The organism is Serratia sp. HNCC26DJ206, from assembly GCF_057180605.1.
Map to the genome: position 1 here is coordinate 42,382 of NZ_JBXUGP010000009.1, position 23,299 is coordinate 65,680.

General features: G+C 51.0%; 19 protein-coding genes. 4 read left to right on the top strand and 15 right to left on the bottom strand.

Translation table 11 applies throughout. The features are described from left to right. The first annotated feature begins 57 nt into the window (after positions 1-57). Positions 58-837 (top strand): envelope biogenesis factor ElyC, encoded by a 780-nt coding sequence (elyC, locus tag AC2A1E_RS07780; protein ID WP_484383343.1) that lies wholly within the window; start codon positions 58-60, stop codon positions 835-837. Here elyC and AC2A1E_RS07785 read toward each other — a convergent pair whose 3' ends face one another. The 6 genes from AC2A1E_RS07785 to cspE form a co-directional block, all read right to left on the bottom strand. Beyond that, a complete protein-coding gene (locus tag AC2A1E_RS07785; protein WP_484383275.1) occupies positions 838-1,734 on the bottom strand; it encodes a YcbJ family phosphotransferase in 897 nt (298 codons plus the stop codon). It abuts the gene before it with no gap. 139 nt (positions 1,735-1,873) lie between these two features. Then, positions 1,874-2,623 carry a 3-deoxy-manno-octulosonate cytidylyltransferase gene (gene kdsB / locus AC2A1E_RS07790; RefSeq protein WP_484383276.1) on the bottom strand — a complete coding sequence of 250 codons (750 nt, stop codon included), beginning with the start codon at positions 2,621-2,623 and terminating at the stop codon, positions 1,874-1,876. Then, positions 2,620-2,802, bottom strand: a complete 183-nt coding sequence (locus AC2A1E_RS07795) for a Trm112 family protein (RefSeq protein WP_004942667.1) — start codon at positions 2,800-2,802, stop codon at positions 2,620-2,622. Before AC2A1E_RS07795 ends, kdsB begins: the two co-directional genes overlap by 4 nt. A 97-nt stretch (positions 2,803-2,899) precedes the next feature. Continuing rightward, complete coding sequence (locus AC2A1E_RS07800; protein ID WP_484383277.1) at positions 2,900-4,126, bottom strand: winged helix-turn-helix domain-containing protein; 1,227 nt, start codon at positions 4,124-4,126, stop codon at positions 2,900-2,902. Between the two features lie 109 nt (positions 4,127-4,235). After that, positions 4,236-4,457 carry a cold-shock protein gene (locus AC2A1E_RS07805; protein WP_459402178.1) on the bottom strand — a complete coding sequence of 74 codons (222 nt, stop codon included), beginning with the start codon at positions 4,455-4,457 and terminating at the stop codon, positions 4,236-4,238. A gap of 222 nt (positions 4,458-4,679) precedes the next feature. Continuing rightward, positions 4,680-4,889, bottom strand: a complete 210-nt coding sequence (gene cspE, locus AC2A1E_RS07810) for a transcription antiterminator/RNA stability regulator CspE (RefSeq protein WP_037393997.1) — start codon at positions 4,887-4,889, stop codon at positions 4,680-4,682. Positions 4,890-5,455: 566 nt separating this feature from the next. Between cspE and hglS the strand changes: the two genes are divergently transcribed. Further along, positions 5,456-6,862 carry a 2-oxoadipate dioxygenase/decarboxylase HglS gene (hglS, locus tag AC2A1E_RS07815; protein WP_484383278.1) on the top strand — a complete coding sequence of 469 codons (1,407 nt, stop codon included), beginning with the start codon at positions 5,456-5,458 and terminating at the stop codon, positions 6,860-6,862. A gap of 1 nt (position 6,863) precedes the next feature. Here hglS and lpxK read toward each other — a convergent pair whose 3' ends face one another. The 9 genes from lpxK to ansB all read right to left on the bottom strand — a co-directional run bounded on the left by lpxK (position 6,864) and on the right by ansB (position 20,031). Continuing rightward, positions 6,864-7,841, bottom strand: a complete 978-nt coding sequence (gene lpxK / locus AC2A1E_RS07820; protein ID WP_484383279.1) for a tetraacyldisaccharide 4'-kinase — start codon at positions 7,839-7,841, stop codon at positions 6,864-6,866. Further along, positions 7,841-9,589 (bottom strand): lipid A ABC transporter ATP-binding protein/permease MsbA, encoded by a 1,749-nt coding sequence (gene msbA, locus AC2A1E_RS07825; RefSeq protein WP_484383280.1) that lies wholly within the window; start codon positions 9,587-9,589, stop codon positions 7,841-7,843. The genes lpxK and msbA overlap by 1 nt, the downstream gene beginning before the upstream one ends. A gap of 35 nt (positions 9,590-9,624) precedes the next feature. After that, positions 9,625-11,901, bottom strand: coding sequence for a ComEC family protein (locus AC2A1E_RS07830; RefSeq protein ID WP_484383344.1), 2,277 nt, complete (start codon positions 11,899-11,901; stop codon positions 9,625-9,627). Between the two features lie 257 nt (positions 11,902-12,158). Further along, on the bottom strand, positions 12,159-12,443 hold the full coding sequence (gene ihfB, locus AC2A1E_RS07835) for an integration host factor subunit beta (protein WP_004928264.1): 285 nt from the start codon (positions 12,441-12,443) through the stop codon (positions 12,159-12,161). Positions 12,444-12,505: 62 nt separating this feature from the next. Beyond that, a complete protein-coding gene (gene rpsA, locus AC2A1E_RS07840) occupies positions 12,506-14,182 on the bottom strand; it encodes a 30S ribosomal protein S1 (protein ID WP_076942236.1) in 1,677 nt (558 codons plus the stop codon). A 193-nt stretch (positions 14,183-14,375) separates the two neighbouring features. Further along, positions 14,376-15,065: a (d)CMP kinase gene (gene cmk, locus AC2A1E_RS07845; protein WP_459402174.1), complete on the bottom strand. Its 690-nt coding sequence runs from the start codon at positions 15,063-15,065 to the stop codon at positions 14,376-14,378. Between the two features lie 1,030 nt (positions 15,066-16,095). Next, on the bottom strand, positions 16,096-17,382 hold the full coding sequence (gene aroA, locus AC2A1E_RS07850) for a 3-phosphoshikimate 1-carboxyvinyltransferase (protein ID WP_484383281.1): 1,287 nt from the start codon (positions 17,380-17,382) through the stop codon (positions 16,096-16,098). Between the two features lie 109 nt (positions 17,383-17,491). After that, positions 17,492-18,577 carry a 3-phosphoserine/phosphohydroxythreonine transaminase gene (gene serC / locus AC2A1E_RS07855; protein WP_484383282.1) on the bottom strand — a complete coding sequence of 362 codons (1,086 nt, stop codon included), beginning with the start codon at positions 18,575-18,577 and terminating at the stop codon, positions 17,492-17,494. Between the two features lie 407 nt (positions 18,578-18,984). After that, positions 18,985-20,031 carry an L-asparaginase 2 gene (gene ansB / locus AC2A1E_RS07860; RefSeq protein WP_484383283.1) on the bottom strand — a complete coding sequence of 349 codons (1,047 nt, stop codon included), beginning with the start codon at positions 20,029-20,031 and terminating at the stop codon, positions 18,985-18,987. 149 nt (positions 20,032-20,180) lie between these two features. Between ansB and ycaO the strand changes: the two genes are divergently transcribed. Both ycaO and focA read left to right on the top strand, forming a co-directional pair. Further along, on the top strand, positions 20,181-21,938 hold the full coding sequence (gene ycaO / locus AC2A1E_RS07865; protein WP_484383284.1) for a 30S ribosomal protein S12 methylthiotransferase accessory factor YcaO: 1,758 nt from the start codon (positions 20,181-20,183) through the stop codon (positions 21,936-21,938). Between the two features lie 453 nt (positions 21,939-22,391). Further along, positions 22,392-23,252 (top strand): formate transporter FocA, encoded by an 861-nt coding sequence (gene focA / locus AC2A1E_RS07870; RefSeq protein WP_484383285.1) that lies wholly within the window; start codon positions 22,392-22,394, stop codon positions 23,250-23,252. Positions 23,253-23,299 lie beyond the last annotated feature (47 nt).

A 23,299-nucleotide genomic window follows, 5' to 3' on the forward strand; every position in this document is an offset into this window, starting at 1 on the left:
CTTGCGGCGTGATTACGCCCAGATGTCGTTTTTTCGCCCAAAAGGACCTGATTTTTGATGCTGTTTAATCTGAAAAAGTTCATCGGCAACCTGTTTATGCCGTTACCCGCCCTGCTTTTGCTGATGGGGTTGGCGCTACTGCTGCTGTGGTTCACCCGTTGGCAAAAAAGTGGCAAAGCGATTTTGAGCCTGAGTTGGCTGTTTTTACTGCTTTTAAGCCTGCAACCGGTAGCCGATCGTTTACTGCGGCCGCTCGAATCCCACTATGTCACTTACCGGGGCGACGATCGGGTTGATTATATCGTGGTACTGGGCGGCGGTTACACTTTCAACCCAGACTGGGCTCCGAGTTCCAACCTGATCGGCAACAGTCTGCCGCGGGTCACGGAAGGTGTCAGGCTATACCTCTCTCATCCCGGTAGCAAGATGGTGTTTACCGGCGCTCGCGGGGCCAATACCTTGAGCAATGCCGCCACCGCAGCGCGCGTGGCTGAAAGCCTAGGGGTGCCACACGACGATATCGTGATTCTGGATCGCCCGTTGGATACGGAACAAGAAGCCGCGCAAGTGGCTAAGTTAGTGGGAGAGAAACCCTTTATTTTAGTGACTTCTGCCAACCATCTGCCGCGCGCGATGCGTTTTTTCCAAGCCCAAGGGTTACACCCGATCCCGGCTCCGGCCAACCAAATGGCGATCAGTTCACCGCTCAATATTTGGGATCGGGTCATGCCATCATCGATATTCCTCGGCCACAGTGAGCGCGCGGTGTATGAAACCCTTGGCAGCCTGTGGCAGCAATTGAAAGGGGATCACGAAACAATGTCAGACTCGCAGTAATTAATCGGCCAGCCAGGGCAGCAACTGTTTTGCCGCCTGATCGAACAACATACGATCCAGTTTGCCGGTGTGAATCATCCGGCCCACTGCTTCCCACACCGCATACAGCCAGCGACGCACCAGGAACAACTCTGCCACTGGTGCGCGTTGCAGATAGCGAAACAGCAACTGATCCGGCATCCCCGCCTCACACAGCCTGAACAGCTCATACTCCCGCGGAGCCCACAGCATCATCCCAGGATTGAGCATCGCCAATAGCTGATCGGTTTTGGCATCTTTCAGCATGCTGCGCAACGAAAGATTGCCATGCACCAACACGCAAGGATCGTCAAAACCGGCAAAAAAATTGGGCAGCGCTTCTCGCGTGCGATAAAGCAGACGGCGATCGGCCATGGTGAACAGCGGCGAGTTGAGATTACTGAGCGTTGACCACAGTACTTCAACACGCTGCTGATACCAGCAGAACCAATCATTTTCCTGGGTGCTGTCTACCGTACCGACGCAGCCGTGGCTATCGATACGGTGCCAAGCCAATACACCATCGATAATCTGGTCCATCAGCATGTCCCAGCGATCGGGGGTGCGCGTGGGTGCTTCAACCGAGACGCCGCGCAGGCGCTCGATCAGCAAAATCTCTTTATAGGGGGATTGGTGGCTGTACACCATGCCATAAACCGTCGGCAGACGAATGTCCCCTTCACGTGCCAACATAGAGAGCTTATAAGCCTCCTGCTGCGCGATCCCCTCACAAACAAAGCTTTTCGCCATCAACGGAATCGCGTGATCCTGTTGATCATACAGCGAATACATATGTGCATAAGGCTGCTCGCTGACACGCTCAAGGCGACCGATTGATTCACCCAGCACCACACTCAATTCGGCACGCAACTGCTCCATTGGGCAAAACCCTCTAGGTTAAGGAAAAGCGCCCTACATCATTGAACGGTAGACAACGAAATTCTTCAACGCAGATCAATAAAATGGAGATAAAGGAGCAAGAAATGAAGCGGCCAGAGTGATCTGGCCGACAGAATAATCAGTTTTTAATGCTGTCCCGCACGCGCTGCAAATCTTCTGGCGTATCAACGCCCACGCTCGGAATGGCTTTTGCCACCGCAACGTGAATTTTTTCGCCGTACCACAGCACGCGGAGCTGTTCCAGCAGTTCGATCTGCTCAAGCTGACTGGGCTGCCAGCTCACGTAGCGGCGCACAAAACCGGCACGGTAGGCATAAATGCCGATATGGCGCAGCAGGCTGTCACCGATGCTCTCTTTCGATTGGGCAAAGCGTTCGCGATCCCACGGGATGGTGGCGCGCGAGAAATAGAGCGCATAGCCCTGTGCATCCATCACCACCTTGACGGCATTCGGGTTAAACGCCTCTTCGGCGGTTTCGATTGGCACGGCCAACGTCGCCATTCCAGCCTCGCAAGACGCGAGATTCTCGGCTACCTGGCGGACGATTATCGGCGGAATCAGAGGCTCATCACCCTGCACGTTGACGATGATTTGATCGTCAGTAAAGCCGCATTTCTCGATCACCTCCGCCAAACGCTCGGTACCTGAGTGGTGGTCGGGGCTGGTCATACAAACCTCGCCGCCGGCCGCCTCCACCGCTTTGGCCACTTCGGGATGATCGGTGGCAACAATCACGCGGGAAGCACCGGATTCCCGGGCGCGCTCCATCACGTGAACCACCATCGGTTTACCGTGGATATCGGCCAGCGGTTTACCCGGCAAACGGGTGGACGCATAACGAGCAGGAATAATAGCGATAAAACTCATGCGTGTTTCTCATCCAGTGACAGTGAACGCGCTTCGTTTTCCAGCAACACCGGAATACCATCGCGCAGTGGGTAGGCCAGGCCGTCCACTTTACAGACCAGTTCCTGGTTTTCTTTATTGAAATAGAGCTTACCGTTGCAGACCGGGCAGGCAACGATTTCGAGTAAACGGTGATCCATGCTTCCTCCAAGGGATATAGGCATCAGGGAAAGTGCGTGAGGATAGCATAACGCTATAAGGCAGGTTAATCACCGCCTGATTTACTCGCGAAATCCGTTATTCCACATGCCACCCTGCCGCCCACGCCATTGCCAACTGAGCCGGTATGTCTCCGAGAGTGACCTGTTGCGCACCGTGCCACTTCGCCGTGCGGGTTATCGCCTGCTGGATATCCTGGCAACGCTGCTTGTTCAACTTGGTTTTCGGCTCCAGATGAAAACTGATGATTTCAAAAATGCCAAGCTTACGATGCATTTTTGCATCAACTCGGCCGATCAGTTCACCCCGCTGCAATAGCGGCAACGTGAAGTAGCCGTACTGGCGTTTTTCCTTCGGCGTGTAACATTCCAGCCGGTAATCGAAGTTGAACAGCTCTAATGCACGGCGGCGATCCCATACCACCGGGTCAAAGGGAGAGAGCAAACTGGTCACGCTGGATTTCAGTTTCCCTTGTTCAGCCAATGCCAACTCGGCGGCCAACGACTGATGCACATAGAATTCACCTTCCAGCCCGCTGATTTCAACAGGCAGAATCTCCCCCTGTTGTAGCAGCGTTGCTAACAATTTTTTGGGAGCCACTCGCTTTAAGCGATAGTAATCCGCCAGCCATTCCGCTTTGAAAACTCCTAGATAGCGGCAACTACGGCGCAGCATTTCCTGCTGGGCCTCAGCCTGCGGCAAAGCATGGATACTGTCATCCCAATCAGGCAGTAATCGCTCAGTAAGATCGTAGACGCGATGAAAGTTACGGCGCTCGGCCACCATCAACTTACCGGTGGTAAACAGAATCTCAAGATGACGTTTTTCCGGTTTCCAATCCCACCAGCCATTAGCGCCTTTCTTTTCGGCGGTGAAGTCTGCCGAACGCACCGGCCCTTGGGTAGCAACATGCTGCAAGAGTGCATCAATGGCTACATGGTGTTTTTCCACCCACGCTTGTGAGTGTTTCCAGCCCATTCCCTGCGGATCCAGCATACGGTGGCGTAGCAATCCGAAATCATCAATAGGGAGGAAACAGGCTTCATGCGCCCAATACTCAAACAGTTTGCGATCGGCCAAAGCCTGCTCCAACCATGCCGGCTGATAGTCACCCAGGCGGCTGAACAGCACCAGATAAGGGCTACGCGCGACCACGCTGATCGTATCGATTTGCAGCAACCCCATGCGTTCTATGGCATCGATCACATCTGCTGGTTTGGCTTTGCGTTTAACGGGGGACAGCAGCCCTTGAGCGGCAAGATGAAGCGCGCGGGCAGAAGAAAGCGAAATAACAGGGGTTGGCATCTTGATATCCCAGGTGATTGAACAATCGCCTGATCATAAAGGATATCGAAGAATTTTTCTTCGCCAGTGCATGGGGTGGCGGCACCGGCACTGGCGAGGAAGGGGTGGGTCAGAACGCGATAACGTCTGCCGCAGACAGCCCGTGAGAGCTACGATAGATCGAGAACTCGACGTTCTGACCTTCATTTAACGATTTATTCTTGGTATTGGCGATAGCGCGGCGGCTAACATAAATTTCGTCACTACCATCAACCGGAGAAATAACACCATAGCCTTCGCTCTGATCAAACCACTTCACACGGCCCATTTTTAACACAGTATTTTTAAACATAATTTAATTCCTTTCACTTGTGCATCCTTAACAACATCATTTTTATTATTGTTTGGATGCTACCAGCCCATCCTAAAGTTTCTCGTAACAAACCTCTCGTGAGCAAAAAATAAAAAACCCGCACTTTGGCGGGCTTGTTGAACTTAATATCTTCCGCAATAACTCAGCATAAATGCGTCATTATGGTTGTATCAAGTTCTCTATACGTTATTCCCTGTGGATTTACAGAGCAACAACGTTGGCGGCAGCCGGCCCGCGCGGGCTGTCCTGGATGGTATACTCAACACGCTGACCTTCTGCCAGGGTCTTGAAACCGTCGGTCATGATTGCAGAGAAGTGTACGAACACATCTTTACCACCGTCTTGTTGTTCAATGAAACCAAAACCTTTGCTTTCGTTGAACCACTTAACCTGACCCATTTTCTTAGACATTACTATTACCTTTTAAATATATTTACACAACCTACCACGAGGCGATTTGGCCGTTTTCAGAATCATTACTTATGGGAGGTACTTAGAAGGTTCGTCTTTGAAGCGGAATCAGATGATAACGTTTTGGGAGGAACTACTTAACTCTAAACTCAAACATAAATAGGTCTGTATCACAGGCCGAGTGGTATTAACTCATAAAACCCCCACCAACACAAGAGGTTTATCACAATATTTTCTCCCTGTTAGCAGATGTTATTAGCATCCGCCTACCTCATCAGCAAAACCAAATGAGAGCTAACGCATAAAACTCTAATATCGTTAGCCAATCTATAACAAATCCCAAACGAGCTGGCTAAACTTCAGGTGAAAACAAGGTGAGTGACTTTCTGGCCAGCACTATACACAAAATAATTCGAGTTGCTTGTAGCGGCAAACACTGGAGATTCCAAGCGCATAACCCGCTATGTGACTGGGGCGACAGGGCACAGCCAACACCCAGGCAACTTAAAATATGAAGTGTATAAACCACATTACTCAGACTTTAATTAACCCAAGGAGCTATGCGCATGACTGCCCAGCAGTTCGTCTCACCGAATGAAATTCGTGCCCGATTTTCCAAGGCAATGTCGATCATGTATCAGAAAGAGGTGCCGTTATATGGCGCGCTGGTCGAACTCGTGGCGGAGACTAATCGGCAAGTTCTGAGTGAAGACGCCGTCTTGGCCAACCAGTTGCAAATTACCGGCGAAATTAACCGGCTGACCATGGAGCGTCATGGCGCTATCCGCGTAGGCACCGCTGAGGAATTGAAGACATTACGGCGTCTGTTTGCTGTGATGGGCATGTCTCCCGTGGGTTACTATGACTTGGCCGTTGCCGGTGTGCCTGTTCACTCCACCGCATTTCGTGCCGTGCATGAAAGCGCGCTGCAGCTCAGCCCGTTCCGGGTATTTACTTCTTTGCTGCGGCTCGAACTGATTGAAAATGTGCCGTTGCGTGAGTTGGCCCAACAGCTGTTAGCCCGTCGCCGTATCTTTACCGAGCGAGCGTTGGAGTTAATTACGCTACATGATGCGCAAGGTGGATTGGATGAAGAGCAGGCACAAGAATTCATTGCACAGGCGCTAGAAACATTCCGTTGGCACAGTCAGGCCACGGTGAGCGCCAGTGAATATCAACAGTTGCACGATCAACACCGCTTGATTGCCGATGTGGTCGCTTTCAAAGGCCCGCATATTAATCATCTGACACCGCGCACGTTGGATATCGATCGGGTACAGCTGGCGATGCCAGGACGCGGCATTACGCCTAAAGCGGTGATTGAAGGCCCGCCACCGCGCAACTGCCCGATCCTGCTGCGCCAGACCAGTTTTAAGGCGTTAGAAGAAGATGTCGCCTTTATCGAGCATGATGGCCATGAAGTTGCCGGACACCATACCGCGCGTTTCGGTGAAATCGAGCAGCGAGGAGTTGCGCTTACTCCCAAAGGGCGTGCACTTTACGATCGTCTGTTACAGGCTACCAATGACGCATTGCAAACTCCGGCCACTGAAAAAAATGCTGCGCAGTACAATCAATTACTGGCCGAAAATTTCCAGGCATTTCCAGATGATTACGCCACGCTGCGCGAGCAACGATTGGCCTGGTTCCGCTATTTCCCAACAGAATGCGGTCTGGCCGCTAAAGAGACTATAGATAAACACCGCTCTCTGGAGCAGCTTATCGCGCTTGATTACATCCGCTTCCAGCCCTTGGTGTATGAGGATTTTCTACCAGTCAGCGCCGCAGGGATTTTTCAGTCCAATCTCGGCGATAGCCGCCATACACAATACGGCACAGCGTCAAGCCGTACCGCATTTGAACAGGCATTAGGAGCAGAAGTGATTGATGAGTTGGAGCTGTATCAACAGACGCAACAGCGTTCATTGCAGGCCTGCGCGCAAGCATTAGGGATATGCGCGCTGGAGGCCTGATTTATTTGAGCAGTTTCTCGATATCTTGTAATAGCCGCTCAGCCTGATCGGCAGGAAGTACCGCATCAACCGGTAAAAACCACCAGTCAGGCTGGGCGAAATTACGGCATTTCACCGCATCTTTTTCAGTCATCAGCAGCGTCTGCCCTGCTTTCGTCAACGTAACCAACTGCGCATGAGTGTAATCCTGGTGATCGGCAAACGGGATTTCACCTTCAACCTCAACACCCAGTTTTTCCAGCGTGGCGAAAAAGCGCGGCGGATGACCGATTCCGGCCATTGCGACTACATGTGGCAGTTCGGTTGCCGGGCATCGTTCACCACTCGCCAGATTCACCGCATCCAGCGCTTGGAGTTTCATGGCAATTTCACCCGGTTGCGCAACACCACCATTAGCGACGCAGGCATCCACCGTCTTCAAACGTGCAGCGCGCTCACGCATTGGCCCCGCCGGTAACCACCAGCCATTGCCAAAGCGGCGTACGCCGTCAATAACCACTAATTCAAAATCACGCTGCAAAGCATAATGCTGAAGGCCGTCGTCAGTAATCACCACATCAAGTTCACCCTGTTGTAGCAATGCTTGAACAGCCTCAGTACGCTTAGGGGAAATCGCCACCGGCGCTCCGGTACGCTGATAGATCAGCACTGGCTCATCACCGGCCTGCTGCGTTGTAGTTTGTGCATTCAGCACCAGAGGGTACACCGCTGATTTTCCGCCATATCCTCTGGAAACAACCCCCACACGATAACCTCGCTGCTGAAGATGCTCCACCAACCAGATCACCATAGGGGTTTTGCCGTTGCCGCCGGCCGTCAAGTTCCCCACTACCACCACCGGCACGGGCGCACGCCAACTTTTACGTAAACCCACACGATAACTGTACCGAATGACGCCGCTAACCAGACCATACAGCCAGGAAAGCGGCAGCAAGAGTAGATAAATCAGTGAGCTACCGGACCAGATACGTTCTATCATTACTGACCAAACTGCATACGGTGAAGCTGTGCGTAAACACCCCGTTGCTCAATCAGTGCCGCGTGCTGACCACGTTCAACGATCTGTCCATCCTCAACTACCAGGATTTCATCCGCTTTCTCAATGGTAGACAGACGGTGCGCAATAACTAGCGAGGTACGGTTTTTCTGCAACTCATCCAGTGCGGCCTGAATGGCACGCTCGGATTCGGTGTCCAGTGCAGAGGTGGCTTCATCAAGGATCAGAATTGGGCAGTCACGCAGTAACGCACGAGCAATCGCGATACGCTGGCGCTGACCACCGGAAAGCATCACACCATTTTCACCAATCACCGTATCCAGGCCATTCTCCATTTTGCCGATAAAGTCCATGGCATAAGCCATACGTGCCGCTTTCTCTATCTCTTCACGGCTGTAACGCTGCTCACGAGCATAGGCAATATTGTTGGCAATGGTGTCGTTGAACAGATGGACATTCTGCGAGACCAACGCCACCTGATCGCGCAATGAGGCTAGGGTATATTCGCGCAAGTCGTGGCCATCCATCAGGATCTCGCCTTGCTGGACGTCATAAAAGCGCGTCAATAGATTAGCAATGGTTGACTTGCCTGAACCAGAACGCCCAACCAACGCCACTGTTTTACCCTCGGCGATACTCAGATTGATATCACGCAGCGCCGGGATTTCCCGCCCTGGATAACAGAACGTCACATTGCGGAATTCGATATCCCCTTTGGCACGCTCCACTTGGCGAGTACCGGTATCCTTTTCCTGCTCCATATCCAGAATCGAGAACAGAGTCTGACATGCGGCCATACCGCGCTGGAACTGGGCGTTAACGTTAGTCAGCGATTTCAGCGGGCGCATCAGGGCAATCATTGAAGAAAACACCACGGTAATCGTACCGGCGGTCAAGGTTTCCATTACGCTCGGGAAGCTGGCCGCAAACAGGACAAACGCCAAGGCCAACGAGGCGATCAACTGAATAATAGGATCAGAAATAGAAGAAGCAGAAACCAGCTTCATCCCCTGCTGACGCATGCGGTTGCTGACCGAGTTGAAACGCTCCGTCTCCACCTGCTGGCCACCAAAGATCAAAACCTCTTTGTGCCCTTTCAGCATTTGCTCGGCGCTGGTAGTCACCTGCCCCATGGTGTTTTGCATATTTTTGCTGATATTGCGGAAGCGTTTAGACACCATCCGGATCGCAAAAGAGACAATCGGCGCCAGCACAATCAGAATGAGCGAAAGCTGCCAACTGTAATAGAACATCAAGATGAACAGGCCGATGATTGATGCCCCTTCACGCACGACGGTCACCAGCGCGCTGGAAGATGACGAAGCAACCTGCTCAGAATCATAGGTGATGCGTGACAATAAAGTCCCGGTGGATTGTTGGTCAAAAAAGGCCACCGGCATTCTCATCATATGGCCGAATAAGCGGCGGCGCATATGCATCACCACCATGCCAGACACCCAGGAAATACAATAACTGGAAATAAAGCTGGTCACACCACGCATCAGCATCAGGCCAATAACGACCAGAGGCATCCAGACCAAAACACGGCTATCCGTTTTACCAAAACCATCATCTAAAAGCGGCTTAAGCAGGGACAACATTAGCGTGTCCCCTGCTGCGTTTAAAATTAACGCAACAGCGGCCACTATCAGCCCGGTTTTAAAAGGAGTGATCATCGGCCAGAGGCGACGGAACGTCTGCCAAGTGGAGAGATCTTTATCATTCATCATGCAGATACCAGCATCGGAAGAAATAGCGGCCCATTCTACTCATTATCGTCCTCTACGCCAAACCGCTGATGGTACCAGCGGGGCATTAATTGCTCACGAAAGCCTTTAACCTGCCAGCCGTTGTCGAAAAATAGCACACTCAACTGTCCTGAGTGTGCAGTATCTCGCCAGGTAATATTATTCTCCCGGTATCGCTTGATGATTTTTTCTGCTGGTAACCGCCACGTGTTATACCGAGAAGCCGATGCAACAGCCAGTTTCGGTGCTACCGCACGCAAAAACGGCGGTGATGATGAAGTCTTGCTACCATGATGTGGCACTTGTAAAAGAGTGGCAGGTAGAGCCGAACGCTGCTTGAGCAATTCCTGCTCCCCACGTTGTTCCAGATCGCCTGTTAGTAAAATGCTGTGCTTGCCATCATCGATCCGAACAATACAAGAATCGTCATTATTCGCATGTTTTTTCTGCTGTGGTGGCCACAGTACCTGAAAATGCAACCCACTCCAGTACCATCGTTGCCCTTGGATACAAGATAAATGGCCTTGATGAGTTAATGGTGAACGGACGCTGGCCTGTGGGAACGCAGCCTGTAAGACCGGTAGCCCGCCACTATGATCCTGATGGCTGTGGCTAATAATAATCTGTTCTACAATAACCTGCCGCCAACGCAGATAAGGCAAAATAAAACGTTCAGCAGCGCTGGTTCTCTCCCACACATCTCCGCTGTCATAAATAACCGCTTTCCCTTCGCGCTCGATAATCACCGCTAAACCATGGCCAACGTCAATCATATCTACCCGCCAACGGTAGTCCTGCTGCCGTTCCCGCCACAACAGGCAACAAAGCAATACGGCCAGGCAACCAACGGGAAAACTGTACCACCAGTAAAAACGCCAGCAGGCTACGATCAACCAGCCAATAGCACTGAATTGCAGCAAAGTGACCCCTATCTGCACCCAACCAACCTCCAACCATGGTAAAGGCCAAAACGCCCAGTCAACGGTGATATCAGCCAGCCTCCATAAAAAGGCACTCATTACGGGGATAAAGCTGAGCATCAAGGCCAGTAAAATCAGTGGAACAGACAGCAGTGAAATAATAGGTACGGCCCACAGATTTGCCGGAAGCGAGGTCCAGGTGACACCATGGAACAGGCCGAATTGTAATGGCAACAGCAACAGCGTCATACCCAGTTGAATATGCAACCAGCGAAGCGGTGCCCAGAACCAGGATAAATTAAAGCGCTGAGGCAAAGGTGCCCATTCGAACCAAAAAATCAGCGCTGCAACCGCCAGTACAGAAAGCCAGAAACTGTCTGACAGCACTGCCAGAGGATCGCTTAATAGAATAAGGCAAGCGCACCACAACAAAACTTGCCAAGAGGAACAGGTAACCCCTCGCAAACGCAGCACTAGCCATAAAGACAGTGCGATAGCGGTTCGCAGTGCCGGAGGTTGCGCACCGGCTAACCAGACATAAACCCACATGGCAAACCAGCTTATCAATAAAGGTAAACAGTGGCCGATATAACGGGCAGGCAGCGGATATTGCACCAAACGCACCAATCCCCACAGCAGGATTGCAGACATCGAAATATGCAGGCCAGAAATCGCCATCAAATGTGCGATCCCGGTTTTAATAAAAAGATCGCGGGTTTCCTTACTAATTAATGCCCGTTCACCAAACGCCAAAGCCAGCAAAATATCACGGTGAGGCAAGGCACCCATTTGCTCATCTGCCCGGCTGATAACCCACTGCCGCCAGCCACAACGCTCGTCGATGTGCTTTGCCGACTTAATATAGCCACTGAGCGGCTGCCGGTTAGCAAAAGCCCAACGCTGACCATCAAAGCCGCCCTCATTCAAGCTGCTATGTATTGGCCGAAATCGTACTTTCATTGCTAACCGCTGGCCTGCACACAAGGCTTTCCCCTGCCAGTAGGCAGTAAAAAAGATCGCAGGAAACAATCGGTGCCCTTTAGCCTGTTCGATGCGTAAAAGCACTTTCGACATCCCCATACCTTCCAGTTTTACACTACTCACCGAGACGATAGCCTCAACATCATTGCTACTCGCCAGTAACGTCATTTGCTTTACCACGTTGTTGGCAGTTAAAGCGGCAAAGACAAAACCCAGCGATAACCAACAAAGCGATTGGCACCATTTCTGTTGCGTTTGCCGCCACAGCAGCAATGCCAGAATAGAGAGTGCGATCAGCAACTGCGAAGCCGGTAACTGCGGTAAAAAAAGCAGGGGTAGCATCCCCAATACTAGCGCTATTGCTGCAATATCGACTGAAATCCTGATAGCCATCACCATTATCTACCCCGTTATGCTGGGCTAGAGATTAATTATCTGGGGAATAACTGCCAGCAACGGATTTCAATGTATGGAAACAGCACGCAAGCTATTGCTTCCAAGCATTGCATTTGCAGCTTTATTACGTATTAGCTCGCAACTCGGATGAAACAGGAAGGGATGGAATCGTGGGATCTAAAAGCAAAAAAACGGCACCCTGAAGGCACCGTTTCATATTCTTTACAAGCAACAAGGCTATGGATAGTCAGAGACTAGCCATAGATATTGGCGCGGTCACGTAACTCTTTACCTGGTTTGAAGTGAGGAACGTACTTGCCGTCCAACTCGACTTTGTCACCCGTCTTAGGGTTACGACCAACGCGCGGAGCACGGTAGTGAAGAGAAAAACTGCCGAATCCGCGGATCTCGATGCGTTCACCCTCGGCTAGCGTTGCAGCCATGTGCTCAAGCATCTCTTTCACGGCATCCTCAACGGCCTTCGCCGGAATATGAGATTGCTGGCCAGCAAGTCTTTCAATAAGTTCAGACTTGGTCATAGTACCTCCAAGCTTTGCAGCTAAACTACCGTATCGGGGCGGCCAGAAACCGCCCCCCGTCATTACTCGCCTTTAGCCGCTTTGAAGGCTTCAGCCATAGCGTTAGAGAAGTTGCTTTCTTCCGGTTTGCTGTTGTTAACCGTAGCAATGGCATCTTTCTCGTCAGCTTCGTCCTTCGCACGTACGGACAGGCTTACAACGCGGTTCTTACGGTCAACGCCAGTGAATTTAGCTTCAACTTCATCACCAACATTCAGAACCAGAGTTGCATCTTCAATGCGGTCGCGAGAGGCTTCAGATGCACGCAGGTAACCTTCTACCCCGCCTGCTAATTCAACTGTAGCACCTTTGGCGTCAACTGCAGTGACTTTACCCGTAACAATAGTACCTTTCTTGTTCATAGACAGGTAGTTATTGAATGGATCTTCAGCCAGTTGCTTCACACCCAGGGAGATACGCTCGCGCTCTGCGTCAACCTGCAGAACAACCGCTGCGATTTCGTCGCCTTTCTTGTATTCACGAACTGCTTCTTCGCCTGCAACGTTCCAGGAGATGTCAGACAGGTGAACCAGGCCGTCGATGCCGCCGTCCAGGCCGATGAAGATACCGAAGTCAGTGATAGACTTGATTTTACCTTCAACACGGTCGCCCTTGTTGTGGGTTTCTGCGAACTGCTGCCATGGGTTGTTTTTGCACTGCTTCAGACCCAGGGAAATACGACGACGCTCTTCGTCAATGTCCAGAACCATCACTTCCACTACATCGCCCACGTTAACAACTTTGGACGGATGGATGTTTTTGTTGGTCCAATCCATTTCAGAAACGTGTACCAGGCCTTCAACGCCTTCTTCGATTTCCACGAAGCAGCCGTAATCAGTCAGGTTGGTTACACGACCAGTCAGCTTGGTGCCTTCTGGGTAACGTTTAGCGATAGCGACCCATGGATCTTCGCCCAGTTGCTTCAGGCCCAGAGAAACACGAGTACGTTCGCGGTCGAACTTCAGCACTTTAACAGTGATTTCGTCGCCAACGTTGACGATTTCGCTTGGATGCTTAACGCGTTTCCAAGCCATATCGGTGATGTGCAGCAGGCCGTCAACGCCGCCCAGATCAACGAATGCACCGTAGTCAGTGAGGTTCTTAACGATACCTTTAACTTCCATGCCTTCCTGCAGGTTTTCCAGCAGTTGATCGCGTTCTGCGCTGTTCTCGGATTCGATGACTGCACGACGAGAAACAACAACGTTGTTGCGCTTCTGGTCCAGCTTGATAACTTTGAACTCAAGCTCTTTGCCTTCCAGGTGCAGAGTGTCGCGAACCGGACGCACGTCAACCAGAGAACCTGGCAGGAACGCACGAATACCGTTCAGCTCTACAGTGAAGCCACCCTTCACTTTGCCGTTGATGATACCGACGACAGTTTCCGCTTCTTCGTAAGCTTTTTCCAGCGTGATCCAAGCTTCGTGACGCTTAGCTTTCTCACGGGACAGCAGAGTTTCACCGAAGCCATCTTCAACAGCGTCCAGCGCAACATCAACTTCGTCACCAACCTGGATTTCCAGTTCGCCCTGTGCGTTTTTGAATTGCTCAGCCGGAATGGCAGATTCAGATTTCAGACCGGCGTCAACCAGTACGACATCTTTATCGATAGCAACAACAACGCCACGAACGATGGAACCCGGACGGGTTTCGATTGTTTTCAGGGATTCTTCAAAGAGTTGAGCGAAAGATTCAGTCATGTTGTTAATCTTCAGGGTTCTTTAGTTTAACGTCCATTTAGCATCCCGCCGAATGGGGTTGTTTCACATACCCCGTCATAGGCTCCATGCCGACAGGGTTTAGGTTACAGGGGTAAAATTTTACCCGATATATTCAGATACTACCATGCAATACAATGACAAATATGACAAAAAACCAATAACGCCGCCGCGCTTATTGCTGCGGCAACGCCAAGACTTCATGTGCATATGCCAACGCCCGCTGGATGACTTCATCGATCGACATGCTGGTAGAATCCAGCACGAGGGCATCAAGAGCCGGCACCAGTGGCGCAATAGCTCGATTACGGTCGCGGTCATCCCGTTCCTTTATCTCGGCTAAAAGACGTTCAAAGTTAACATTAAAGCCCTTTTCCTGCAACTGTAGCATACGGCGATGCGCCCGCTCTTCAGCGCTGGCGTCAAGGAAAATTTTCACAGGTGCGTCAGGGAACACGACGGTGCCCATATCTCGGCCATCTGCAATCAGACCAGGCATATCGCGAAACGCACGCTGGCGGCGCAGCAAGGCTTCACGCACCCGAGGAAATGCCGCCGCCTGCGAAGCGGTGTTGCCAACCGTTTCAGTGCGGATCTCATTACTGACATCTTCACCTTCCAAAATAACCTGCAGCTTGCCGTCCTGAGCAACAAAGCGGACGTCGAGATGTGCGGCCAGAGGGACCAATGCCTCTTCAGAAGCGATATCCACCTGGTGATGCAGCGCCGCCAAAGCCAGAACACGGTAAATCGCGCCCGAATCCAGCAAACGCCACCCAAGGGACTCGGCCAGTGCTTTACACAGTGTGCCTTTACCTGCACCACTGGGCCCATCAACGGTTATCACCGGGGCTGTAGCCGTCATTTATCTCTCCTTCAGGTAGAAAACCTCTCCGGGATGCACCTCTGCAATGGCAAAGGGTAAAACATCCCTGCTATCTGCCCGGTCAAGGGCGGATTCGGTGGCATATTATACGCGTCTAGACCGCTTACTGTTACCCCAGAACGGTCTAGTTGTTGAAAATAAGGCCACTGATGTGCAGAAAGGTATAGAGAGGGTGCAGCACGCCGCACATTCCACCTGACTACGCCTCTACTTTGGCGTCAACACGGCTATCATGCAAAAGATTATCTCAAAAAAGTCCATTATTATAGCAAAAACGTCCAAAATAAAGATATTCCCAATGGGATATTACTCAATTCAGGCACAAAAAAAGCCCCGAGATTTTTCGGGACTTCTTCGTCTACACCAGCAGGCTTTATTGGCTGAAGTCATTAGACCGCAATATCGAAAGAGTCTGGAGAAATGAAATAGTCATGTACTGAAAAGCAGCACTTTTACTAACCTTGAGCATCTTTTCTTTATGTTGGCACGCCTTCCTTTGTACAAATACCTACTGCTAGGACTAAGATAATTCTTCCTTCTCCTATCGACCTCAAAAGCGATGGATATATATACGATAATCATCAATATGCCCACCATCCCTATAAACACCATCACTTACCTCCTTACATTCTCCCTCTCCCCATAGTAAACATTAATAACATTAATATTTAAATATTAGCCTCAAAAGATAAAACCGCATGAAACCAATAAAAACAAAAAGGTACAATAAAATCAAAGAGAATTAAGAAAAAATAAGCCAATAAAAAAGAATAATAATCTAATAAAAATTAAAAAATGATATTTATAACTTATTTTATGATAAATTTTAATGATGAATTCATTTTTAGTATGTTAAAAATCAATTTAAACCTAATACCTTTCTTATGTAACGCTTACATTCATGCTGAACATCTGCCCCCCCTGAGATCAATGCCGAAAGGGCAGCAGTTCAACCATCGGGTACAAAAAAGGCCCAATCAAGGGCCTTGAATCACAGAGTTATCAACACTTAAGCCAGCTTACTGATACGCGCAAACTGTTCAAAATAATCTGGAAACGTTTTCGCGGTACACTTCGGATCGAGGATCGTCACTGGCGTATCAGACAGCGCGACCAGTGAAAAACACATCGCCATCCGGTGATCGTTATAAGTGCCGATTTCAGCGAAATGCAGCTTGCTCGGCGGCACAACGTGAATGTAATCCTCACCCTCTTCCACTTCGGCGCCGACTTTGCGCAATTCGGTGGCCATCGCCGCCAGACGATCGGTCTCTTTCACGCGCCAATTGTAGATATTGCGGATAGTGGTCGGCCCTGTGGCAAACAGTGCAGTGGTGGCAATCGTCATCGCCGCATCCGGGATATGGTTCATATCCATATCAATACCTTTCAGTTCACCACGGCTGCACTCGATAAAATCATCGCCCCAGGTGATACGTGCGCCCATTTTTTCCAATACGTCGGCAAATTTGGTATCACCTTGCACGCTTTTTTTACCAATACCGGTTACACGTACCTTGCCACCCTTAATCGCTGCCGCTGCCAGGAAGTAAGAAGCAGAAGAGGCATCGCCTTCTACCAGATAATCCCCAGGTGAACGATAGGTCTGCTGGCCACAAATATGGAACACGCGATAATTATCATGCGTTACTTCAACACCGAAGGTTTTCATCAGATGCAGCGTGATATCAATATAAGGCTTGGAAACCAACTCACCTTTGATATGAATGGCGGTATCCTGTTGCGCCAAGGGCGCCATCATCAGCAATGCGGTCAGGAACTGGCTGGAAACGCTGCCATCAACGCTGACGTCACCGCCGCAGAAACCACCGCGCAGGCGCACTGGCGGGTAGTCGGTCTGCTCAAGGTAATCTATCTGTGCCCCACCTTGGCGCAAAGCATCCACCAAGTGGCCAATTGGCCGTTCTTTCATGCGAGGTTCACCGGTCAAGACTACATCGCCAGCGCCCAAACACAGCGCTGCTGCCAACGGACGCATCGCCGTACCCGCATTACCGAGAAACAACTCCAGTGGCTGCTTGGCCACCAATGGCCCCGCAACACCCTCAACACAACAGGTTGTACGATCGTCAGAAAGTTGATAGCTCACCCCTAACGCCTGCAATGCGTTCAACATATAGCGCACGTCATCGCTGTCCAGCAGGTTGGTAAGCCGGGTCGTCCCTTGGGCCAGCGCAGCCAGCAGCAGAGCACGATTAGAAACGCTCTTTGAACCGGGTAAATTGACGGTGCCGTCGATCAAAGCCACCGGTTGTAACGTCAGGGAATCCACCATGTGAATAAAGCTCTCCAGAATCTGATAAACGAAACGGCCCCGGGGATCATGCCGGAGCCGCTTTAAGCCACTGAGTAATATGTTACCTGCTTAGCGCAGGCAACGGCAATCAACCATGGCGACGCTCAAAGTCGACCATAAAATCGGTCAAGGTTTTCACACCAACCAGCGGCATTGCATTATAGATAGAAGCACGCATACCACCGACCACGCGATGGCCTTTCAACGCTTGCAGGCCAATGGCTTCTGCTTCACTGAGGAACACTTTGTCCAACGCCGGGTCGGCGAGCTGGAACGGCACATTCATCCACGAACGGTTGGCGAGCGCGACTTGACTACGGTAAAAATCGGATTTATCGATAGTGGCATACAGCAGTTCGGCTTTCGCCTGGTTGCGTTTTTGCATTTCTACCAGGCCACCTTGTTCTTTCAGCCATTTGAAAACCAGACCAGAGAGATACCAAGCAAAGGTTGGCGGCGTATTGAACATCGAACCGTTCTCTGCCAACACGGTGTAATCAAGGATCGAAGGCACTTCACGGCGTGCTTTACCCAGCAAATCGTCACGCACGATCACCAGCGTCAGGCCAGCCGGACCGATATTTTTCTGCGCACCGGCGTAGATCATGCCAAAACGGCTGACATCCAACGGACGGGAAAGAATGGTAGAAGAGTAATCTCCAATCACCACTTTATCGCCGAAATCAGGCGTTTCATCGATCGCTACACCATCGATGGTTTCATTCGGGCAATAATGCACATAAGCGGCATTATCGCTCAGTTGCCACTCTTTCATCGGCTTGATGCCGTTTAAACCACCCACGGTGGTTTTTACATCAATTACATTCGGCTTACAGTATTTCTCTGCTTCCAGAACGGCGCTGTGCGCCCAATAGCCACCGTCGATATAATCGGCAGTCGTTTTATCACCCAGCAGATTCAGCGGCAACGCCGCAAATTGCGCGCGCGCGCCACCGTGGCAAAACAGCACTTTATAGTTGGCGGGGATTTTCAGCAGATCGCGCAGATCCTGTTCGGACTGTTCGGCAACCTCAATAAACTCTTTACTGCGATGGCTGATTTCCATCACTGAGGTACCGAGACCATGCCAATTACACAGTTCCTGTTCTGCACGACGCAGCACTTCAACCGGCAGCATTGCCGGGCCAGAGCTAAAATTATAAACCTGAGTCATTTCCCCTCACCACATTCACTGTTCGCCGCAGAGATCGGCCTGTCGTAATACGCCCGAAGTTAACGCGAGTGTTAACTAATCCATACCCTAAATAATTCGAGTTGCAGGAAGGCGGCAACGCAGCGAATCCCTAGGAGCTTACTCAAGTAAGTGACTAGGGTGAGCGAGGAAAGCCAACACACCTGCAGCTTGAAGTATGACGGGTATGTCGGTTTTATCACTCACGTAACGCCGCTGCAATGCTTATTCGTCCGAGAGCGGGAAACTGTTCCGACTGCCGGTAACAGGCTCTGCCGTCCCACCGTTTTTTCCTGCGATAAAACGCTGTGACAGGGGCTGATTCAGTGGGTTAGCACGGGGGTTTATGCTGAATTACGGGGGCTGAGCGCCCCCGCATTAAACGGCGATTAATACTGATTAAACATCGCCTGGATCTGTTTGGCGTCTTTGGTTTGTGTTAGTGCCAACTGTAGCAAAATTCTCGCTTTTTGCGGGTTCAGCGTACCTGAGGCCACAAAGCCGAATTTAACATCATCTATTTCCGCATCTTCGGTGGTGGAACCTGTCGGTACGCGGGAAGAACGCACAATCGCCACACCTTGGTGCGCGGCCGTAGCCAGCGTATCAAACACCGTTTTATACAGATTGCCATTACCGACACCGGCGCTGACGATCCCCTGATATCCCTCGGCGATCAACGCTTTGGCTGGCGCGTCGGAAGCATTGGCGTAGTTATAGATAATGCCCACTTTTGGCAGTTCGTTCATTTTACTGACGTCAAACGGCGTTTCGGTGGTGTGTTTACGCTGCGGTGAACGCTGATAATCCACTTTACCGTTATGGATGTACCCCAGCGGGCCAAAGTTCGGTGACTGGAAGGTTTGCACTGCGGTGGTACTGGTTTTGGTCACGTCGCGGCCATCAAGCACGGTCTCGTTCATAGCCACCAGCACGCCGCGTTTGGCGGATTGCGGATCTGCCGCCACTACCACCGCATTATACAGGTTAAATGGGCCATCAGCGCTCATGGCCGTTGCCGGGCGCATCGCCCCGACGATCACCACCGGTTTGTCACATTTGACCGTGAGATCGAGGAAATAGGCGGTTTCTTCCAGCGTATCGGTACCATGAGTGATCACAAAACCATCGGTTTTGCCGCAGTCGGCATTAATTTTCTTGACCAGCTTGAGCCAGACTTCATCGTTCATATCCTGCGAACCGATATTCACCAACTGTTCGCCCTGCACATTGGCCACGTTTTTCAGCTCTGGCACCGCTTTGACCAAGGCTTCCACGCCCAATTTCCCAGCAGTATAATTAGACTGCGTCGCTGACTCGCCCCCACCCGCGATCGTGCCACCGGTCGCCAACAGCGTGATCGTAGGTAAAGCTAGGGCGGAACCACTTGCCCCCGCCAGCAAAAGTGCCAATACGCTGAGTTTCATTGATTTCATTACGTTTCTCCATGATTGATAACTCGCTGAATTATGGACTTTATTCTTATAAAAACTGTGATATTTGCACAGCTTTAGGAATACGTGGAGCTTAAAGGGAAAACCCCGTATCATTGCACGTTTTTAGTACGCCCAAATAAGTGAAGACAATGACGCAAACTTTTATCCCTGGCAAAGACGCTGCGCTGGAAGACTCTATCGCCCGTTTTCAGCAGAAATTAACCGATCTGGGTTTCAACATCGAAGAGGCCTCCTGGCTGAATCCGGTTCCGCACGTCTGGTCGGTGCATATCCGCGATCGCGATTGCCCGCTGTGCTTCACCAACGGTAAAGGTGCCAGCAAAAAAGCGGCGCTGGCTTCTGCGCTAGGCGAATATTTCGAGCGCCTGTCCACTAACTATTTCTTTGCTGATTTCTATCTGGGTAAACAGATTGCCGAAGGCGATTTTGTACACTATCCGAACGAGAAATGGTTCCCAATCCCGGCGGATAACGCGCTACCGCAGGGTATTCTCGATGAACGTCTGCACGCCTTCTATGATCCGGAGCAGGAACTGGGCGCTAGCGATCTGATCGATCTGCAATCAGGTAACGGCGATCGCGGTATCTGTGCCCTGCCGTTCACTCGTCAGTCTGACCAGCAAACCGTTTATATTCCGATGAATATCATTGGCAACCTGTATGTATCCAACGGCATGTCGGCCGGTAATACCGCTAACGAAGCACGGGTTCAGGGCCTTTCTGAGGTGTTTGAGCGTTATGTGAAGAACCGTATTATCGCCGAATCCATCAGTCTGCCGGAGATCCCGGCCGACGTGCTTAACCGCTATCCTGGCGTGGTTGAAGCTATCGCCAAACTGGAAGCGGAAGGTTTCCCGATCCTCTCTTATGATGCCTCGTTGGGTGGTACCTATCCGGTGATCTGTGTGGTGCTGTTCAACCCGGCCAACGGCACCTGTTTCGCCTCCTTTGGCGCGCACCCTGATTTTGGCGTGGCGTTGGAGCGCACCGTGACCGAACTGCTGCAGGGTCGCAGCCTGAAAGATCTGGACGTGTTTACCGCGCCCACCTTCGATGATGAAGAAGTGGCTGAGCATGCCAACCTGGAAACCCACTTCATTGATTCCAGCGGTCTGATTTCTTGGGATATGTTCAAACAGGATGCCGACTATCCGTTTGTCGACTGGAGCTTCAGCGGCAGCACGCAAGAAGAGTTCGCCACCTTGATGAGCATCTTCGATAAAGAAGGTGCCGAAGTGTACATTGCGGATTACGAGCACCTGGACGTTTATGCTTGCCGTATTATCGTGCCAGGCATGTCTGATATCTACCCGGCAGAAGATCTGCTGCTGGCAAATAACAGCATGGGCGCACACCTGCGCGAGACCTTGCTGCAACTGCCGGGCAGCGAATGGGAGCCAGAAGCGTATCTGGCGCTGATCCAGCGGCTGGATGATGAAGGTCTGGACGATTTCACCCGCGTGCGCGAGTTGCTGGGTATCGCTTCAGGTAAAGATAACGCCTGGTATACGCTGCGCGTGGGCGAACTGAAATCGATGCTGGCATTGGCGGGTGGCGATCTCGATCAGGCGCTGATCTGGGCGGAGTGGACGCAGGAGTTTAACGCATCAATCTTTACTCCAGAACGCAGCAACTACTATCGTTGTCTGCAAACGCTGCTGCTGTTGGCGCTGGAGCCAGAGCGCGATCCGGCTCAGTACCACACGGCGTTTGTGAAGATGTACGGCCAGGACGCCGTCGATGCCGCTTCGGCCGCAATGAGCGGTGAAGAACGTTTCAACGGCCTGTTTGCTATCGACAGCGACTTGCAAGCGTTGCCTGCTCACCAGGCGCTGCTGGCCGCTTACGAAAAGTTGCAGAAAGCGAAACGCCGCCACTGGGCATAAGTGTTACTGGCACGCTGGCAGAAACTTGCCAGCGTGATTATTCTCAGCATTCTGCATTTCCTGGTTTATTTTGGTCGTTAATTACGCGAAATTATATTTCATTTATTTCGCTAAATAAGCACTTTTCAACGATCCTAGCCTATAATTCTATAATTGTTGCGCAGGGGTTAAATAATAATTAACCATCAATTAAGCATTATTGATGAAAAAGCGACAATAAGTACAAAAAATTAACTCTGGAGCGGCGATAAAGCGCTAGGGTTTCAAAATTATTTGCAAAGATTAAAAATTATTTTTTATTTAAAAATCAATATATTAAACCCATTACCCCCATTAATTTTGCGGTTTTTCACCGTTTTACTTCCCCCCGTTATGATCCAAGTCAATTTTTACCCTATACTGCTTTGCTAGTATCTCATTGCATTGTTTTAACCCTTAAAAGTGAGAGTTAGTGTGAGAGCTGACAACCCCTTCGATATGCTGTTACCTGCCGCAATGGCGAAAATCGCCGAAGATGCGGGAGTGTATAAAGCCACCAAGCATCCGCTAAAAACGTTTTATTTGGCGATCACTGCCGGTGTCTTCATTTCTATCGCCTTTGTTTTCTATATCACCGCCACCACCGGCACCGCAGGCATTCCCTTTGGCCTGGCCAAACTGGTGGGGGGGATTTGCTTCTCCATGGGGTTAATGCTGGTTGTGGTCTGCGGCGCAGACCTGTTCACCTCCACCGTGCTGACCGTAGTGGCTAAAGCCAGTGGCCGCATCACCTGGCGGCAATTAGCGATCAACTGGCTGAACGTCTATATTGGTAATCTGTTCGGCGCACTGATTTTTGTCGCCCTGATCTGGTTCTCTGGCCAATATATGGCAGCTAATGGCCTATGGGGCCTGAATGTTTTGCAGACCGCTGACCATAAACTGCATCACACCTTTATTGAAGCCGTATGCCTTGGCATTCTGGCTAACCTGATGGTCTGTCTGGCCGTATGGATGAGCTACTCTGGCCGTAGTCTGATGGACAAAATGTTCGCCATGATCCTGCCGGTAGCCATGTTTGTGGCCAGCGGCTTCGAACACAGCATCGCCAATATGTTTATGATCCCTATGGGTATCGTGGTTAAGCACTTCGCCACGCCGGAGTTTTGGCAAGCCGTAGGGGCAGCACCTGAGCAGTTTGCTCATCTGACCGTAAGCAACTTCATTCTCGACAACCTGATTCCCGTTACCATTGGCAACATCATTGGTGGCGGTCTGCTGGTTGGGTTGACTTATTGGGTAATTTATCTGCGTGATAGCGAACAGAAGCACTAATCTGTCGGCTGGCACGCGCCGGGTTTACAAAGAAATCCACATTAGAA

Excerpts from the sequence above, each read along its gene's own strand:
- elyC (WP_484383343.1), top strand. The coding sequence starts at position 58 with ATGCTGTTTAATCTGAAAAAGTTCATCGGCAACCTGTTTATGCCGTTA.
- AC2A1E_RS07785 (WP_484383275.1), bottom strand. The coding sequence starts at position 1,734 with ATGGAGCAGTTGCGTGCCGAATTGAGTGTGGTGCTGGGTGAATCAATC.
- kdsB (WP_484383276.1), bottom strand. The coding sequence starts at position 2,623 with ATGAGTTTTATCGCTATTATTCCTGCTCGTTATGCGTCCACCCGTTTG.
- AC2A1E_RS07795 (WP_004942667.1), bottom strand. The coding sequence starts at position 2,802 with ATGGATCACCGTTTACTCGAAATCGTTGCCTGCCCGGTCTGCAACGGT.
- AC2A1E_RS07800 (WP_484383277.1), bottom strand. The coding sequence starts at position 4,126 with ATGCCAACCCCTGTTATTTCGCTTTCTTCTGCCCGCGCGCTTCATCTT.
- AC2A1E_RS07805 (WP_459402178.1), bottom strand. The coding sequence starts at position 4,457 with ATGTTTAAAAATACTGTGTTAAAAATGGGCCGTGTGAAGTGGTTTGAT.
- cspE (WP_037393997.1), bottom strand. The coding sequence starts at position 4,889 with ATGTCTAAGAAAATGGGTCAGGTTAAGTGGTTCAACGAAAGCAAAGGT.
- hglS (WP_484383278.1), top strand. The coding sequence starts at position 5,456 with ATGACTGCCCAGCAGTTCGTCTCACCGAATGAAATTCGTGCCCGATTT.
- lpxK (WP_484383279.1), bottom strand. The coding sequence starts at position 7,841 with ATGATAGAACGTATCTGGTCCGGTAGCTCACTGATTTATCTACTCTTG.
- msbA (WP_484383280.1), bottom strand. The coding sequence starts at position 9,589 with ATGATGAATGATAAAGATCTCTCCACTTGGCAGACGTTCCGTCGCCTC.
- AC2A1E_RS07830 (WP_484383344.1), bottom strand. The coding sequence starts at position 11,901 with ATGGCTATCAGGATTTCAGTCGATATTGCAGCAATAGCGCTAGTATTG.
- ihfB (WP_004928264.1), bottom strand. The coding sequence starts at position 12,443 with ATGACCAAGTCTGAACTTATTGAAAGACTTGCTGGCCAGCAATCTCAT.
- rpsA (WP_076942236.1), bottom strand. The coding sequence starts at position 14,182 with ATGACTGAATCTTTCGCTCAACTCTTTGAAGAATCCCTGAAAACAATC.
- cmk (WP_459402174.1), bottom strand. The coding sequence starts at position 15,065 with ATGACGGCTACAGCCCCGGTGATAACCGTTGATGGGCCCAGTGGTGCA.
- aroA (WP_484383281.1), bottom strand. The coding sequence starts at position 17,382 with ATGGTGGATTCCCTGACGTTACAACCGGTGGCTTTGATCGACGGCACC.
- serC (WP_484383282.1), bottom strand. The coding sequence starts at position 18,577 with ATGACTCAGGTTTATAATTTTAGCTCTGGCCCGGCAATGCTGCCGGTT.
- ansB (WP_484383283.1), bottom strand. The coding sequence starts at position 20,031 with ATGAAATCAATGAAACTCAGCGTATTGGCACTTTTGCTGGCGGGGGCA.
- ycaO (WP_484383284.1), top strand. The coding sequence starts at position 20,181 with ATGACGCAAACTTTTATCCCTGGCAAAGACGCTGCGCTGGAAGACTCT.